The organism is Arthrobacter sp. SLBN-53, assembly GCF_006715585.1.
In the GTDB taxonomy this organism is placed as follows: domain Bacteria; phylum Actinomycetota; class Actinomycetes; order Mycobacteriales; family Mycobacteriaceae; genus Mycobacterium; species Mycobacterium neoaurum_A.
The window spans coordinates 3,305,979-3,320,357 of sequence record NZ_VFNN01000001.1 but is presented as its reverse complement, the minus strand read 5'-3'; the positions used below and the strand labels follow the sequence as shown (position 1 = coordinate 3,320,357).

Genomic DNA, 14,379 nt, shown 5'->3' with positions numbered 1-14,379 from the left:
CTCGCCTCCTCACCGGCCGCCTACTGTGACGGCCAGCACACCTCGCGGAAGTCCGCGACCGAGGAGGACAGCGTGACCGCCGAGAAGAAGATCACCTATTGCCGCATCTGCGAACCGCTGTGCGGTCTGATCGCCACCGTCGAGGACGGCCGTCTGCTCTCACTCAGGCCCGACAAGGACCACCCGCTCTCGCAGGGGCGCGCCTGCCCCAAGGGGATCGCGTTCAGCGACGTCCAGAACGATCCCGACCGGGTGTTGCACCCCCTTCGGCGCCGGCCCGACGGCAGCTTCGCGACCGTCGGCTGGGACGAGGCACTCGATGACATCGCCACCCGGTTGTCCATGGTGCTCGCCGAGCACGGTGGCGACGCTGTCGGCGAGTACCTCGGGAACCCCTCCGCATTCGGGTACGCGGCCAGCCTGTGGTCGGGACTGTTCATGAAGCGGATCGGGGCCGGCCATCTGTACTCGGCGGGATCGCAGGACATCAACAGCCGCTACGTCGCCAGCAAGCTGCTCTACGGTGCCGCCACCCAGATCCCGTTCCCCGACCTTCCGCGCACCGACTTCCTGTTCATGCTGGGTGCCAATCCGCTTGTCTCCCATGGCAGCGCGTTACGTGCGCCGCGTGTCAAGGATGACCTCGCCGGCATCGTCAAGCGCGGCGGGCGCGTCATCGTCGTCGATCCGCGCCGCACCGAGACGGCGGCGGTCTACGAACATGTCGCGGTCCGCCCCGATTCGGATGCCTGGTTGATGCTCTCGCTGCTGCACGTGGTGTTCGCCGAGAATCTTCAAGACAGCGCGGCGCTGAAGGCACACACCATCGGTGCAGAGACCTTGCGCACCCTCTGTGCGGACTTCCCGCCCGAGGACACCGCCGTCCGCACGGGTATCCCGGCGGCGACCGTCCGCGCACTGGCCCGCGACTTCGCCACCGCCCGCACCGCGGTGGCGTACGGGCGAACCGGTGCATGCCTCGGCCATCACGGAACCCTCGTCAGTTTTCTGATCGACGCGCTGAACACCGCGACAGGCAATCTGGATCGCCCCGGCGGTGCCCTGATGTCACATCAGGTGATCCCGGTCGAGCAGTTCGGGGAAAAGTCCGGCGCGTTCAGCTACAACACCAAGACGTCGCGCATCGGCGGGTTCCCGGATGTCTTCGGCTCGTTCCCGGCTGCGCTGATGGCCGATGAGATCACCACCGGCGGAAAAGGACAACTGCGAGCCCTTTTCGTGCTCGCGGGTAATCCCGTGCTGTCGGTGCCCAACAGCGCCGCCCTGGAGTCCGCGCTGGGGGAATTGGATCTGCTGGTGTCCCTCGACCTGTATGTCAACGAGACCAACCGGCACGCCGACTACATCCTGCCCGCCACCACGTTTCTGGAGCGCGACGACCTCCCGATGGCGTACGCGGCCTGCTGTCCCACAGTATTCCTGCAGGCCGCCGAACCGGTGGTGCCCGCATACGGGCAGGCACGCCCCGAATGGGAGGTCTTCGAGGATCTGGCCGAACGAATGGGGCTGTCGCTCTTCGCCACCGGCGCCCTCGCTCCACTGAACCCGGTGTTGCGGTGGCTGCGAGGCCGCGGTGTGCGCATCACCCCGCAACGCATGATGCATACGCTGCTGCGCGTCGGCCCCTACGGTGACAGGTTCGGGCTGCGCCGCGGCGGCCTCAATCCGGCTCGGTTGCGCGCACACCCGCATGGTGTCGTGTTGGCCGAGCACGCACCGCACGGTGTGCTCGCCGAGGCGGTCACCCACCCCGGCGGCAAGGTCGATCTGGCACCGCCCCAGATCGTCAACGAGGTGGCTCGGCTCGGGACGGCGCCCGGCACCACCGTGGACTTCCCGCTGCTGGCCATCGGGATACGGGAACTGCGATCCCAGAACAGCTGGATGCACAACAGCCCGATCCTGATGAAAGGTAACCGCACCCAGCGCGCGAGGGTCAATCCCTCCGATGCGGCGGCGGCCGGTCTTGTCGACGGCGGTCGGGTACGCGTCGTTTCGGCAACCGGTGCCGTCGAACTGGAGGTCCTGGTCACCGATGATCTCGGGCCGGGCACCATCGCCATCCCGCAGGGATGGGGACATCATGGCGGCGGCTGGCGGCTGGCGAACGCCCATCCCGGCGTGAACGTCAACGAACTGACCTCCAACCGGCCCGAAGATCTGGAGGCTTTGGCGGGTATGTCGGTGCTCAACGGTGTGGCGGTGCGCTTGGAGCCGGTCCGGCAACCCGCCGAGAGTCCGGCCCGCTACTCAGCGTCTCGGCCCTGACGACTGCCACGATAGGCGCGGCGGCGTAACGCCGTGAGCCATTCGGGAAGCAATGTCACTCCGTCGGCGTGATCGAGTGTGGGATCGAAAGCGACGCCCTCCGGCCAGGCATCGTCGAGGTCGCGATCGAACTCCAGTATCGCCAGCGGACCGAATTTTCCCGAGCCCTCGGCCTGTTCGATGCTGATCACCAGCGACTGCTCGGGCAGTCGGCGGCGGATCTCTGCGACATCCAGTCCGGCAAAGTCGTTGGGCGACACCAGCTCTGCACGCAGCCAATAGATCTTGTCCCGATATCCGAAGGGCATCAGCGTGGAGAAGGTCGCTGTCGACCACGATGTCGCCGGTATCAGCACCACCCTGGTCGCCGATGACACCATCAGCACATCCCATGGCTTCCCGTCCGAGTGCGACCGGAAAGCCAGACCCGCGAAATCCGGCAATCCGGCCGGTGTCCCGATGCCCTTGGACATCCGCCCGATCACCTGGCCGTCGCCAATGGGCAGGCCTTTCCCGGGTTCGGCGGTCCTCGTGACCCGTCCCTGCACCAGCGCACCGCTCGGATGAAACAGCCGGGCGTCCCGCAGCGCGGCACCCGCGCGGAACGGCGCGGTCGTCAGCTCTGAAGCCTTCATGTCGCCGGGGTGCCCGCCGTCGACCGCACCAAACAGGACTCGTCGCCGGTGAGCGACGGACGGCCGGCAGCGTCCCGTGTGATCAGACCTCGCGACTCGAACTGGTCCAACCAGCCGCCCATCGGTAGCCAGCCCCACCGCCGCTGGAAGATTCGGGCGTTGCGGACGATATCGCGCACATGCTCGACGGGTGGATCGCTGACGGGGTGATACTGATGGAACGCCTCGGCGCCCCCGATCCACCGTAACGGCACATCGAGTGCGGCAGCGGTCTGGGCGAAATCGGTGTCTTCACCGCCATAGCCGCAGTAGTCCTCACAGAATCCGCCGATGACGCCCCAGGTGGGTGCGGTGACGGCAAAGGACAGTGACCAGAACAGCCGGTGATCGCTGCCGGATAGCACGGTATCCGCCTGCGGCGCGGGCCGCGCTGGATGCGGGTTGGCCAATCGGTCCAGACCGGTCTCCGGGTAGCCGGCCGGCCCCGGGGACGGAAGGTAGGCGACCGGACCGCACAGCAACGCGTCGCGGTGTGACGGTGTTTTGCCCACGTCACGGTAGCGCTGCACCATCGTGGTGGCGGGTATGCAGTCGACGTCCAGGAAGATGAGCAGCTGCGCCCCGTCGGCCAAAGCTGCTGCTGCGCCGAGGTTCCTGGCTCGTGCCAGCGGAAGGCCGCCAGCTCCGACGGCGCACTCGACCACGGCGGTGGCCAGCGTCTCGCCTTCGAGCCAGGAGTGCATGTCGGGATCATCCATCGCGACCACGACGTGCAGATCGGGCCGTACCGAACCGGCCGCCAACCCGTCTCGTTGGCGTTGCAGATGCGCGCCCCGCCCGTGGACGGTGGTGATGACCGCGGTTCTCATGCCGACACCACGCCCCGGCATGCCCGCGCCGTCTCCTCGATCGCGGCGGCCGCGCGACCAGCTGCCCCGTGTACACGCCAGCGTTGCCACTGCTCGCCGCCGATCCCGTGCGCGCGCCGGATCAGCTCGCCCCAACCCTCGGGAGTCGGCCACTGGAACGCGATGGTCGCCAGACCATGCCTATCCAATACCGTTGCGGTGGAGTGTTGTTCATCGAATGGGCGCCGCTGGGGAATCACGATCGCCGGACGACCCGCCGCGGCCGTATCGGCGATGCTGTTCTGCCCGGCATGGGTGATGATGAGATCTGCCCCGGCCAGGTGCGGCCACGGGTCGGATATCCACTCCCCGTGCTGCCCGCCCAGCCACGTCCAGTCGGCGGATTCGGCTCCCGTGATCTGCGCTGAGTCAGCGCCGCCGGTGCCGGAAAGCACCACGACGTTTCCCGGAGCGGTACGGGCGGGAGCCCGGCGACCGTCGAATCGGCTGATACCGCCGACATAGACGGTCTTGTGGTCGTGGGGCCGAAGCCATTCGGGAATTCGGAGCTCACGAGGCCACGCCGCGATGATCCGGTCGGCGAGGGTGTGCACCAGGACGTGTGGGGCGTCGGTGCGGTTACCGGGTAGCGCGATCACCACCACCGGTATCCCCAGCAGGCGCGCGAAGGTCGCCACCTCCACCGAGACGTCGACCACCAGGGCTTCCGGTCGGGCATCGCGTACCCACTCGGCGATGGCGTTCATCCTGGCGTTGTAGCCGGTGTCGAGGTGGGGGGCCCAATGCAGCGCACCGTGCGCGGTGGGCTCGTGCACCGTGGCATCGCTGTCATCACGCGGAAGCGCGATCACATTCGTGAACGGGTTGTCCCGCGGCACCTCTCGGCTGGTGAGTACCGTGACCGGTCGAGTCATCCGCTCGGTGATACTCATCGCCCGCGCCAGGTGTCCGTAGCCCTGATGGTGCACGTAATAGCCGATCATCGTCCGCATCCCCCGTCGTGGTGAGCATGTCTGTGTACAGCGACAGGTAGGTCCGCACCATCGCATCTTCCGAACAGCACCGCACGGCGTGGGACCGCACCTGTTCACGTGGCAGGTCGACTGCATCCGGGATGGCAGCTGCCATCGCGGCGACGTCACCGGGAGGCACCAGCCGGCCTGCTCGCGGATCGAGCATTTCACCGATACCACCACGGTCGAACGCGACGACCGGTGTGCCACAGGACATCGACTCGGCCACCACCAGTCCGTAGGGTTCGGCCCACATCGGGGTCACCAGCACCGCCGCAGCCGCCCCGACCAGTGCCACGAGCTCGGCGTTGGCCAGATGCCCGACGTGCCGGATCCGGCCGTCGAGCTCGGGCTCCACGGCACGTTCGTAGTAGCGGGGATCCGAGATGGGGCCGGCGATCAGCAATGGCCGGGCGGCCTTCCGTGCTGCCGCGATGGCGAGGTGGGTTCCCTTTTCAGGAGTGATCCTGCCGAACCAGACAAGCTCGTGCCCCCCGGTTCCCAACCGCCACGCCGTGGTGTCCACCCCGTTCGGGACGACACGGATGTCCTCGGACACGTGTCGCCATGCGGCGGCGGTGTGCCGACTCACCGCGGCGATGCGGCTTCCTTCGCCCTTGCTTGCGGCCAATGCAGATTCCAGCCACGGGGTGGGTGGGGTGTGGACGGTGGTCAACATCGGGATGGACAGCATCGGTGCCATCGCCACCGGAAGGTGATGCAGGCTGTGGTTGTGCACGATGTCGTACTGCTCGGAGTCGCCGCGGGCGAGATCGAGCATGAGTGACAGGTAGGCATGGTGATCTGCCATGAAAGATGCGGCCGGCATGGACACATCGGCCTGCGCAGCGGAGGAGAGGGTCATTTCGTGCACCCGCAACGATTCACAGGCCAGACCGGTGTCGGAACCGGTACCCGCGAAAAGCGACACGTGATGGCCGCGCTGCACCAGCGCACGCGCCAGATGCCATACGTGGGTTTCCAGACCGCCGGCGAACGGCTGCCGAATGGGGTGGCGATTCGAGGCGATCAGTGCGATACGTCGCGATACCGTCACGTAAGCACCTCCTGATACACCCGTGCGTGTGCATCGGCGATGTCGACGCGTTCACGGCGGCGCTCGGCCCACGTCACCCGACGGTGGCCGGGATCGCTCACCCAGTCCCGATACGCATGCGTCACCGCCTGGTGCAGTGAGTCGGCATCGAATCGATCCTCAGAGAACTCGAAGACCTGGCAGGCACGCTGTTGTCCGTAGAAACCACAGCTGGGCGCCACCACCTGCGTTCCCAGGTCATGACACGCTTCCAACCAACCCGAGTGGGTACCGAATCGGTATGGCAGGACCGATACATCGAGAGACTCCAGATAGTCCCACAACTCGGCGTCGCTGTAATAGGGATGCACTACCACCCGCACGTGGCCATATCGGCGGTAATCCAGCAGCGACTGCCCCACCTCGGGTGCGTACCAGTAACTGTCGGGATCGAAGATCTCGTCGTGCGCGTTGATCTGGACGACCCCGCCGGGCAACTCGGCGACCGTCTCCACCAGCGTATCCAGAATCGCGAGCGGATCCATGTTGGCGCGCAGGCTCTTCACGTGCATGCCGACCCTGAACTCCGGGCGCTGTGACCGCGGTCGCTGGATACGGTTGCTGGACAACACATGTGGGTGCGGGAGCACCTGCGCGGACCGACCCCACCTGCGCTCCACCGTATCGGCGGCGCCGGGGGTCAAGGTGAGCAGCCAATCTGCCGCCGTCGCCAGAACGTCCTGTTGCTCGCGATGCGGCGAGAGGTCGCTGTGATGCGGGTTGCGCAGGTCGTGCACCGTGTATACGAGCGGCTTACGGTGTCTACGCAGCTGTTCGACGACCTCGACGAGTTCGCGTGCAGGGATCGTATCGAAGCCGAAGTGCACGTGAAACACGTCGAAGCGGTCATGATTGGCTTCGATCCAGCCAGGTTGTAGGATCACCGGCGGCCACCACCCACCGGGGACCTTGCGCCGGTCATCGGGTACCGGATCCTTCAGGCGCGCAACGGTATCCAAGCCCCCCGGCTGAGAAAGATGGCGCACGTACACGTGCGACGCGGGCACGGACGCGACTTTGATCATCACGCTCCTGACACATTGACACGGCTACCGGGCAGGCCTCTACGGCCACCGTCCCGATTTTCTTGAGGAGGGCGGGTGCGGATACCCGGCCGCAGCCCGGTGAAACCAGACGCGTTGTTTAGGGTCCCGCACACCAGGTAATGCCTGCTTCGTCCACATTTCCCTTGAGAGATCGGACCAGTGATGACGAACGTCGACACCCCGCCGACCCACCAGGCATCCGTTCCGGAATTGATCACCCAATTGTCCGAGCAGCTATCTCGTCTGGTGCGCGACGAGCTTCGGTTGGCGCAATGGGAATTCCGTCGCGGAGCCACCAAGGCCGGCATCGGCGCGGGCCTGTTCAGTACGGCCGGCCTGCTGGCTGTCAGCGGTTGGCTTGCCCTCACCGCCGGGGCTGTCTCGGCGTTGGCGCTGGTACTACCGGTATGGGCGGCGGCGGTGATCGTGGCCGCGGTGTTGTTCGTGGCTGCCGCGATCGCCGCGATGATCGGCAAGAAGCAACTGGCCCAGGCACCGGTGGCGGCTGACGAGGTGGTCAGCAGCGTCAGCGCTGACGTCGATGCGGTACGGGGGCGCTGACATGAGCCGACCCGACCACAGCCCCGAACCCCGCGCGGAGTCCGATATCGAGGCCATCGAACACGACATCGAGCGGACCAGAGAGCAGGTTGCGGACACCGTGGCGGCCCTAGGGGCGAAGTTCGATGTCAAGGAACGCGTCACCGATGCCGTCACTGAACCCGACGGCTCGGTCAAGGCCGTCATCCCGATCGCCGCCACCATCTTCGCTACCACCATTGTGCTGCTGGGCGTCGTCATCTGGCGTCGCCGCCGCCGAGCCGAGGAGATCCCATGCCGGACAACAAGCCGTCCGTGACCGCGCGCATGATGTACCGCCCGGTCGGAATGGCCAGTTCACTCATCGGCGGCCTGGTCGCCGGTGCCATCTTCAAACAGGTCTGGAAACACGCCTCACCTGGAGCACACGACGACCCACCGGCACCGCTGGAACGCAGCTACCCGCTTCGGGAGATCATCGCGGCGGCCGCACTGCAGGGCGCGATCTTCTCCGTGGTCAAGACCATCATCGACCGCCAGGGAGCCCGGGCGTTCGAGCGGTGGACCGGCGAGTGGCCTGGAGGCTGATGATGTCCCCGATGCGTCACCGATGTGTGGGCCATGACTGATCTGTTGCAGGAACTGGTCGAAGCCTACGGACCGGTGGGCCAGGAAGATGCGGTGCGCGAGATCTGTCGGCGCGAGGTAGCTCCTTTTGCCGATGATGTGTGGGTAGATGGCGCGGGAAACGTGATTGCCTTGCTCCGAAGTGGTGATCACGATGCTCCGGCTGTCCGTCTGATGGCGCACATGGACGAGTTGTCGATGATCGTCAAACGGGTGGAGCCGGACGGAACCCTGCGGCTGTCGCCGCTGGGCACCATGTATCCCGGGAACTTCGGACTGGGTCCGGTCGCCGTGCTGGGCCGACACGAGGCCCTGACAGCGGTACTGACGCTCGGTTCCGAGCACACCACGAAGGAGAGTCACCGTATCTGGGAGACCAAGCCCGATCAGGGTGACAAAGCGCTCGACTGGTCGCACGTGTATGCGTTCACCGGCCGCAGCACCGACGAACTCGCCGAGGCAGGAGTCACTGCCGGCACCCGTGTCTGCGTACACCGCAGCAAGCGCGAACTGGTGTACTTCGGCGGCTACGTCGGCAGCTACTTCCTGGACGATCGTGCTGCGATCGCCGTTCTGTTGGAGACGGCGCAGCGACTGCGCGCTCGTGAAATCGAGCTACCCGCCGATGTCTACCTGGTGTTCACCACAGGTGAAGAGGTCGGCGCGAACGGGGGGATGTACGCGGCTCGCACGCTGCCCGAGGGGGTGACCATCGCCGTCGAGGTGGGTCCCACCGAGCAGGAATATGGGACCTCAGTGCACGGCGGACCGATCGTCGCTTACAGCGACGCCTTGACGGTGTACGACCGACCCACCGCGGATCGTTTGATGGATGCCGCAGCGCGATCGGGAGTCGCACCGCAACCCGCGGTTCTCGGAGCGTTCGAATCAGACGCGTCGCACAGCAAGGCCTCCGGGTTGTGCCCGCGGGCAGCACTGCTATGTCTACCGACGCTCAGCACGCACGGCTATGAGGTGATGGCGAACGGTGCCATCGGAGACGCCGCCGGCGTGCTGGAAAGCTTCCTGGTCGAGGTCGATATTCGTCAACTGGACGATTGAATGCGACGTCACAAGGGGTATTCACCTCGCGTGACCCTCGCAACTCCCCGTATCGAACCTCTCCTTCCTCTGCCCCGGGGGCCGCTGTCGCTGGCGGTCATCGAACTGCTCAACGAGCGCGCGCCGGTCAACCACCTGTCACGGGTCGAGGCCTCGCTGGCAGATGCCGACCCTTATGGTCTCGATCTCCACCTGGCGTTGTACGTCTGCTACGAGTTGCACTACCGGGGGTTCGACGGCGTCGATCCCGGCTGGGAGTGGGATGCCGGCCTGCTGCATTTGCGCGGTCGATTGGAGAGCATGTTTCTGGCCGAGGTGCAGCGCGAGGTCGGCCCCATCGGGCCAGACGATACCGCGCTTGCGGAAATGAATGCGCTCTCTGTCGAACCCGTTGATGGCGAGGGGCTTTCGTACCATTTGCGAGACAAGGGCACCTGGGATCAGATGCGCGAGTACTTCGTGCACCGCTCGATCTACCACTTGAAGGAGGGCGATCCGCACGCCTGGGCCATCCCGCGGCTCATCGGGCAGGCCAAGGCGGCGTTCGTCGCCGTCGAATTCGACGAGTTCGGCGCGGGGAACGGCACTCGACTTCATCAGCAGCTGTTTGCAGATCTCATGGACGCTGCGGAGCTGGATTCCGAGTACCTTGGCTACATCGATATCGTTCCGGCCGAGGCGCTCGCTGCCGTGAACCTCATGTCACTGTTCGGTTTGCACCGTCGGCACCGGGGAGCGGCGGTCGGGCACTTCGCCTCCACCGAGATCACCTCGCCTCCCGGGTCCCGCCGCCTGGTCGATGCGCTGCAGAGATTGGCAGCCCCACAGGAATGCGTCGAGTTCTACGCCGAGCACGTCGAAGCCGATGCCGTGCACGAGCAGGTCGTGCGCACCGATGTGGTGGGCGACCTGCTGGCCCGCGAGCCCCATCTCGATCGCGATGTCGTTTTTGGAATCCGCGCCCACGCCCTCGTCGAGGACAAACTGGCCGATCACATGTTGCGATCCTGGGACCAGAACCAGAGCTCGCTGCGACGCCCGCTCGACTGAGTAGGGTCTGCACTACCAAAGAAGCGGGCCGGATATGAATCCGGCCCGCTTCATCTATCAGTCAGTTGTTGTCGGCAGGCGATTCCGTTGCCTTCACCTTTTTCGCCCCTGACGTGCGGCAGCGTCGCCGGTGGCTGGTGTCACACAGCGGATAGTCCTTGCTTCGCCCACAGGCACATATCGCGACCATGAATCGGTCCGATTCGATGGTCGTGCCATCGGCGAGTTCCACCGACACCGGCCCTTGAACCAGGACCGGACCGCCGCGCACCGCCCGCACGGTGCGAAACTCTTTGTCACTCATGGCTTGTCGGCCCTGATCACCAGTAGTTCCTCTTCACGCCGACCCGGTTGCAACCGTCCCGTATCTTCCAGCCACTGGGCACGGGCGCTCAGGACCGGGCCGAACGGAATCCATTCCCATGCCACGACATCGGCGTCGAGTCCCGCGGCCGAGAGGGCCTCCAATGTACGTCGCGGTTCCGCGAACTCGGACTGCACGATCAGGACGCTGCCACCGTCGGCCAACAGGTCGGGTACGGCAGCGCACAGCGGATCCAGCACCATCCGACCGTCGCCGCCGGCATCCCAGGCACGTGCGGGGCCGACCGATGCGGGCAGCGCGTTCAGCGACGGGTCGTGGGGAACATAGGGGGGATTGCAGACCACCAAGTCGTACGGGCCGAACTCTGCTGCGCGCGCCCAGGATCCCAGGTGAACGTCGACCGACGTACCGACGATCTCGGCATTTGCGCGAGCGCAGCGCACCGCCCGTGGGCAGATATCGAATGCCGAGACGCTCGAGGCGCCCTGCGCCGCGGCATTGATAGCCGCGACGCCGCTACCGGTACATAGGTCGGCCACTCTGCTTCCCAGGGCGAGCCCGCTCTTGTCCATGGTTTCCACCAGTAACCGTGAATCCTCCTGCGGCGCGTAGACGCCGTCGGTCACCATGGTCACCAGTCGGGAGTCGCCGTCAAACGGGTAAGCGGTAGTCATCTTTGCCTCTCGCGGGTCAACGGGTCAACACTGCCGGGCTGAGATGCCCTCTGCCGTCCCAGGTCAAACGCCGCATTCTTCAGCGCCTCGCCCGGCGGATACCCATTTCGTCGCAAGGACCAACATCGGTGCCCTTGCCCCCACCTCGATATCAGCTTGCGCTGCGCCCCCACCGCGCGATGACATGTACTCATGAGTGCGATCTGGCCACTGTTCGACCTTCGTGTGCGGACACCGCAGCTCACGTTGGCCTACGTCACCGACGATCTCGGATTCGAGCTCGCCGAACTGGCCGCCGGCGGCATCCACGATCCGAGCACCATGCCATTTTCCGAACCATGGACGGACGCGCCGAGAAACCTGTTGCAGCGCAACGCGATGCGGTACTACTGGCGTTGCCGAGCGGACACCTGCGCCGACAACTGGGACATCGTGCTGGCCGCGTCGGATCGAGACGGTCGATTGGTGGGGATGTGCTCGTTGTCCGCCACCCATTTCCCCACCCTGCGGGCCGCCAGCACGGGATCCTGGCTCGGCATCGAATTCCAAGGTCGCGGACTCGGCCTGGAGATGCGACACGCTGCGCTGCACCTGCTGTTCGCCGGCCTCGGCGGCGCACGGGCGACGACCCGCGCATGGCATGACAACCCCGCATCGCTCGGCGTGACCCGCTCGCTGCCCTACACCTATACCGGCGCCGAGCTGGCGCTGCGCCGCGACAGCCCCGACACCATGCTGTCCTTCGCCATGGACAGCGCGCAGTGGAGCGCCCAGCGGCGCGACGACATCCGGCTCGAGGGCGTCACCGCGGTGCGCGCTCAGCTGGGTTTATAGGTAGCCCCACTCGCCAACTGTCCGAATCGCCAGGCCGCGAAGCTCCGCAGCACTCCCACGTCCGGTCAACTGGGCATTTCGGCCCGCGGCGGCAATTCTGGCAAATATGGTTCCGTGCGGTATCGCACTCTCGGAACAATTGTTCACCCATCGCAATTTGCAATCTTGATAATTTCACTATCGGTACTTTTCTGCGGAATTCGACCGCCGCTCTCCGCCACCACTTTGGCTACACGCCATTCACGGAGCAAGCCTTCACGGGCATATAAGTGCACTTGAAGTCCATGAAACTGTCCCGAAGGCGGACTTCTTCTTCATCTTTTCCGGGTTTCCTTGATTAGACGCAAAATGGCACGGGTACTTCTCCAATATCAGGCGGAGTGATCCGCATCACAAACATATGAGACCAGGTATCTGGAGCAAGGAGAAGGCATCATGTGGGGGCCCTGGCAGCGAGCAGCAAATCCACTTTGCTCAGTAGCAGCGCCATTGTTTACGGTAATCCTGGTCGGGGCGTCGGTCCAGACCGCAGCGCCGCCCCCACCGACGCAGGACGTCCGGCAGGTGTCAGCCCAGGTGGCGCTCGCCGCGGCCATCGATACCTCTCCCAACGCCGTCGGCATCGCCGAATCCGAGCTCTACTTCATGACGCCGGCCGAGGTGGAGGTCGCACTGGACACCATGGAGTCCCTCGGCGTCACCCAAATTCGGATCTTCGTGCCGTGGCGGGCCGTTGAGCCCGCACCAGGGGTCTACAACTGGAGCGAGGTGGACAAGGTCGTCGACGCCGCATACGAACGTGGTATCGCGGTGATGGGTGCCGTCACGAGCACCCCGACCTGGGCATCGGATGTCCAGGACTCGGCCTACGGGGCTCCGCGCGATCCGGAGGACTTCGGTGACTTCATGGGCGCGCTGGCCGAACGATACGGCGCCGGCGCAGGTGATCCCGAAACCGCGCGCATTTCCGCATACGAAATCTGGAACGAGCCACAGAGTTTCGTGTTCTGGAGTCCCCGCCCCGATCCGGCCGCCTACACCGAACTGTTGAAGGCCGGTTACACCGCGGTCAAGGAGGTCGACCCCAGCGGCACCGTCGTCGGCGGAGTGGTCACCGCCGGACTCAGCTGGGGTGGGATCAACATCAACCCCGTGGACTTCGTAGCGACGATGTACGAATCCGGTGCGGCGGGCTACTTCGACGCGCTGTCATATCACCCGTACAACTACGATTGGAAGTTCGGCGACGGCTTCGGCAACGAGATATCTGCGGTCGGACAGTTGCAGGCCATGCAGGACCTCATGGCGAAATACGGTGACGGCGACAAGACGGTGTGGACAAGTGAATACGGTCTGCCGACCTCCTATGTCTCCGAGGCCCAGCAGGCCGAGTTCATCGACGATTTCATGTCAACCTGGTCCGAACTCGACGGCGTAGGACCACAATTCATCTATTCCCTGGTCGACAGGGACTCCGGATCGACCGAAGTCGAGGACACCTGGGGCCTGTTCCGCGACGACTACACACCCAAGCAGGCCGCCACCGTGGTCCAGGCCTGGATCGCCGAGAACGGCCCTGTTCCAGAAGATGGCATCCCGGTGGATGAATTGCCGACGCCGGAGGAATTGCCGGACGCTCCGGTGGCCCCGGAGGCTCCGGTGGTCGAGGAGCCGGCGCCGGCGGATCCGGTGGCCGAGGCGATGTCGAATTGGCAGGCAGCACTGGCCGAAGCGGCGGCCAACTGGGCAGCAACCTGGGGCCAGCCGAACAGCACCGGCACGACGACACAGTCCATCGCCGGTACAACCGCACCCACCACGGCCTTGCGCACCGCCACCGCACCGGACGATGACGAGGTCGACGCGCCCACCAGCGCAACCGATCCCGCCCTGGAGAGCGCCGATTCGTCGCGGGCGGCGGTCCTCGAGGCGACTCAGCCCGAACCCGAGGGCACCTCGTCGCGGACGACCACCTCACGGACGACCACGTCTGAACCGGACACCGCCGACACGACCGACACCCCCGGCGGGCAAGAGACGGCGACGAACGACTCGACCACCCGTTCGTCGGGTTCGGGAACGGATTCGACCGCTACCGACTCAAGCTCCACAACAGACGGTTCCACCACCGGTTCGTCCGGATCCAGTGTCAACGGGTCCACGGGCTCGGACGCCGGGTCGACCGAGTAAGCACGGCAATACCGGCCGGGGTGGCGCACTCGTCACCCCGGCCGGCTTATCTGCACCATCAAAATTCCTAAACTTCCCATGTCAAAGCCGATTTTTCGCACCTGTATGGAGCTAATGTCAGAACTGGCT

The 14,379-nt window shown here is 65.4% G+C and carries 15 protein-coding genes; 8 read left to right on the top strand and 7 right to left on the bottom strand.

The window, feature by feature from the left end:
• The first annotated feature begins 72 nt into the window (after positions 1 to 72).
• Positions 73 to 2,289, top strand: a complete 2,217-nt coding sequence (locus FBY28_RS15845; protein ID WP_141868288.1) for a molybdopterin-dependent oxidoreductase — start codon at positions 73 to 75, stop codon at positions 2,287 to 2,289.
• Here FBY28_RS15845 and FBY28_RS15840 read toward each other — a convergent pair.
• From FBY28_RS15840 to FBY28_RS15820, 5 genes are read right to left on the bottom strand one after another with little or no spacing between them, the layout of a single operon-like run.
• Entirely contained in the window at positions 2,268 to 2,924 is a 657-nt protein-coding gene (locus tag FBY28_RS15840) for a phosphodiesterase (RefSeq protein ID WP_141868286.1), read from the bottom strand. The two genes, FBY28_RS15845 and FBY28_RS15840, sit on opposite strands and share 22 nt — an antisense overlap.
• A complete protein-coding gene (locus FBY28_RS15835) occupies positions 2,921 to 3,793 on the bottom strand; it encodes a glycosyltransferase family 2 protein (protein ID WP_141868284.1) in 873 nt (290 codons plus the stop codon). Before FBY28_RS15835 ends, FBY28_RS15840 begins: the two co-directional genes overlap by 4 nt.
• Positions 3,790 to 4,707: a glycosyltransferase gene (locus tag FBY28_RS15830; RefSeq protein ID WP_141868282.1), complete on the bottom strand. Its 918-nt coding sequence runs from the start codon at positions 4,705 to 4,707 to the stop codon at positions 3,790 to 3,792. The genes FBY28_RS15835 and FBY28_RS15830 overlap by 4 nt, the downstream gene beginning before the upstream one ends.
• Positions 4,625 to 5,863, bottom strand: a complete 1,239-nt coding sequence (locus FBY28_RS15825) for a glycosyltransferase (RefSeq protein WP_174241648.1) — start codon at positions 5,861 to 5,863, stop codon at positions 4,625 to 4,627. Before FBY28_RS15825 ends, FBY28_RS15830 begins: the two co-directional genes overlap by 83 nt.
• Positions 5,860 to 6,909, bottom strand: a complete 1,050-nt coding sequence (locus tag FBY28_RS15820; protein WP_286178126.1) for a glycosyltransferase family protein — start codon at positions 6,907 to 6,909, stop codon at positions 5,860 to 5,862. Before FBY28_RS15820 ends, FBY28_RS15825 begins: the two co-directional genes overlap by 4 nt.
• Positions 6,910 to 7,110: 201 nt before the next feature.
• Between FBY28_RS15820 and FBY28_RS15815 the strand changes: the two genes are divergently transcribed.
• From FBY28_RS15815 to FBY28_RS15795, 5 genes are read left to right on the top strand one after another with little or no spacing between them, the layout of a single operon-like run.
• Positions 7,111 to 7,509 (top strand): phage holin family protein, encoded by a 399-nt coding sequence (locus tag FBY28_RS15815; protein WP_141868278.1) that lies wholly within the window; start codon positions 7,111 to 7,113, stop codon positions 7,507 to 7,509.
• 1 nt (position 7,510) lies between these two features.
• The gene (locus tag FBY28_RS15810; protein WP_160145496.1) at positions 7,511 to 7,807 is read left to right on the top strand and encodes a DUF3618 domain-containing protein; all 297 of its coding nucleotides are present in this window, start codon (positions 7,511 to 7,513) and stop codon (positions 7,805 to 7,807) included.
• Positions 7,783 to 8,076 (top strand): DUF4235 domain-containing protein, encoded by a 294-nt coding sequence (locus FBY28_RS15805; RefSeq protein ID WP_141868274.1) that lies wholly within the window; start codon positions 7,783 to 7,785, stop codon positions 8,074 to 8,076. Before FBY28_RS15810 ends, FBY28_RS15805 begins: the two co-directional genes overlap by 25 nt.
• 33 nt (positions 8,077 to 8,109) lie before the next feature.
• Positions 8,110 to 9,177, top strand: a complete 1,068-nt coding sequence (locus tag FBY28_RS15800; RefSeq protein ID WP_141868272.1) for a M42 family metallopeptidase — start codon at positions 8,110 to 8,112, stop codon at positions 9,175 to 9,177.
• Positions 9,178 to 10,227, top strand: a complete 1,050-nt coding sequence (locus FBY28_RS15795) for an iron-containing redox enzyme family protein (protein ID WP_141868270.1) — start codon at positions 9,178 to 9,180, stop codon at positions 10,225 to 10,227. It abuts the gene before it with no gap.
• 61 nt (positions 10,228 to 10,288) lie between these two features.
• On the opposite strand, the gene FBY28_RS15790 is transcribed toward FBY28_RS15795, so the two are convergent.
• Both FBY28_RS15790 and FBY28_RS15785 read right to left on the bottom strand, forming a co-directional pair.
• A complete protein-coding gene (locus FBY28_RS15790; RefSeq protein ID WP_141868268.1) occupies positions 10,289 to 10,531 on the bottom strand; it encodes a CDGSH iron-sulfur domain-containing protein in 243 nt (80 codons plus the stop codon).
• Positions 10,528 to 11,226, bottom strand: a complete 699-nt coding sequence (locus FBY28_RS15785; RefSeq protein WP_141868265.1) for a HemK2/MTQ2 family protein methyltransferase — start codon at positions 11,224 to 11,226, stop codon at positions 10,528 to 10,530. Before FBY28_RS15785 ends, FBY28_RS15790 begins: the two co-directional genes overlap by 4 nt.
• A 192-nt stretch (positions 11,227 to 11,418) precedes the next feature.
• On the opposite strand from FBY28_RS15785, the gene FBY28_RS15780 reads away from it, so the two are divergent.
• The gene (locus tag FBY28_RS15780; protein ID WP_216847736.1) at positions 11,419 to 12,060 is read left to right on the top strand and encodes a GNAT family N-acetyltransferase; all 642 of its coding nucleotides are present in this window, start codon (positions 11,419 to 11,421) and stop codon (positions 12,058 to 12,060) included.
• 564 nt (positions 12,061 to 12,624) lie between these two features.
• Positions 12,625 to 14,250, top strand: coding sequence for a cellulase family glycosylhydrolase (locus FBY28_RS15775; protein WP_160145495.1), 1,626 nt, complete (start codon positions 12,625 to 12,627; stop codon positions 14,248 to 14,250).
• Positions 14,251 to 14,379: the final 129 nt, after the last annotated feature.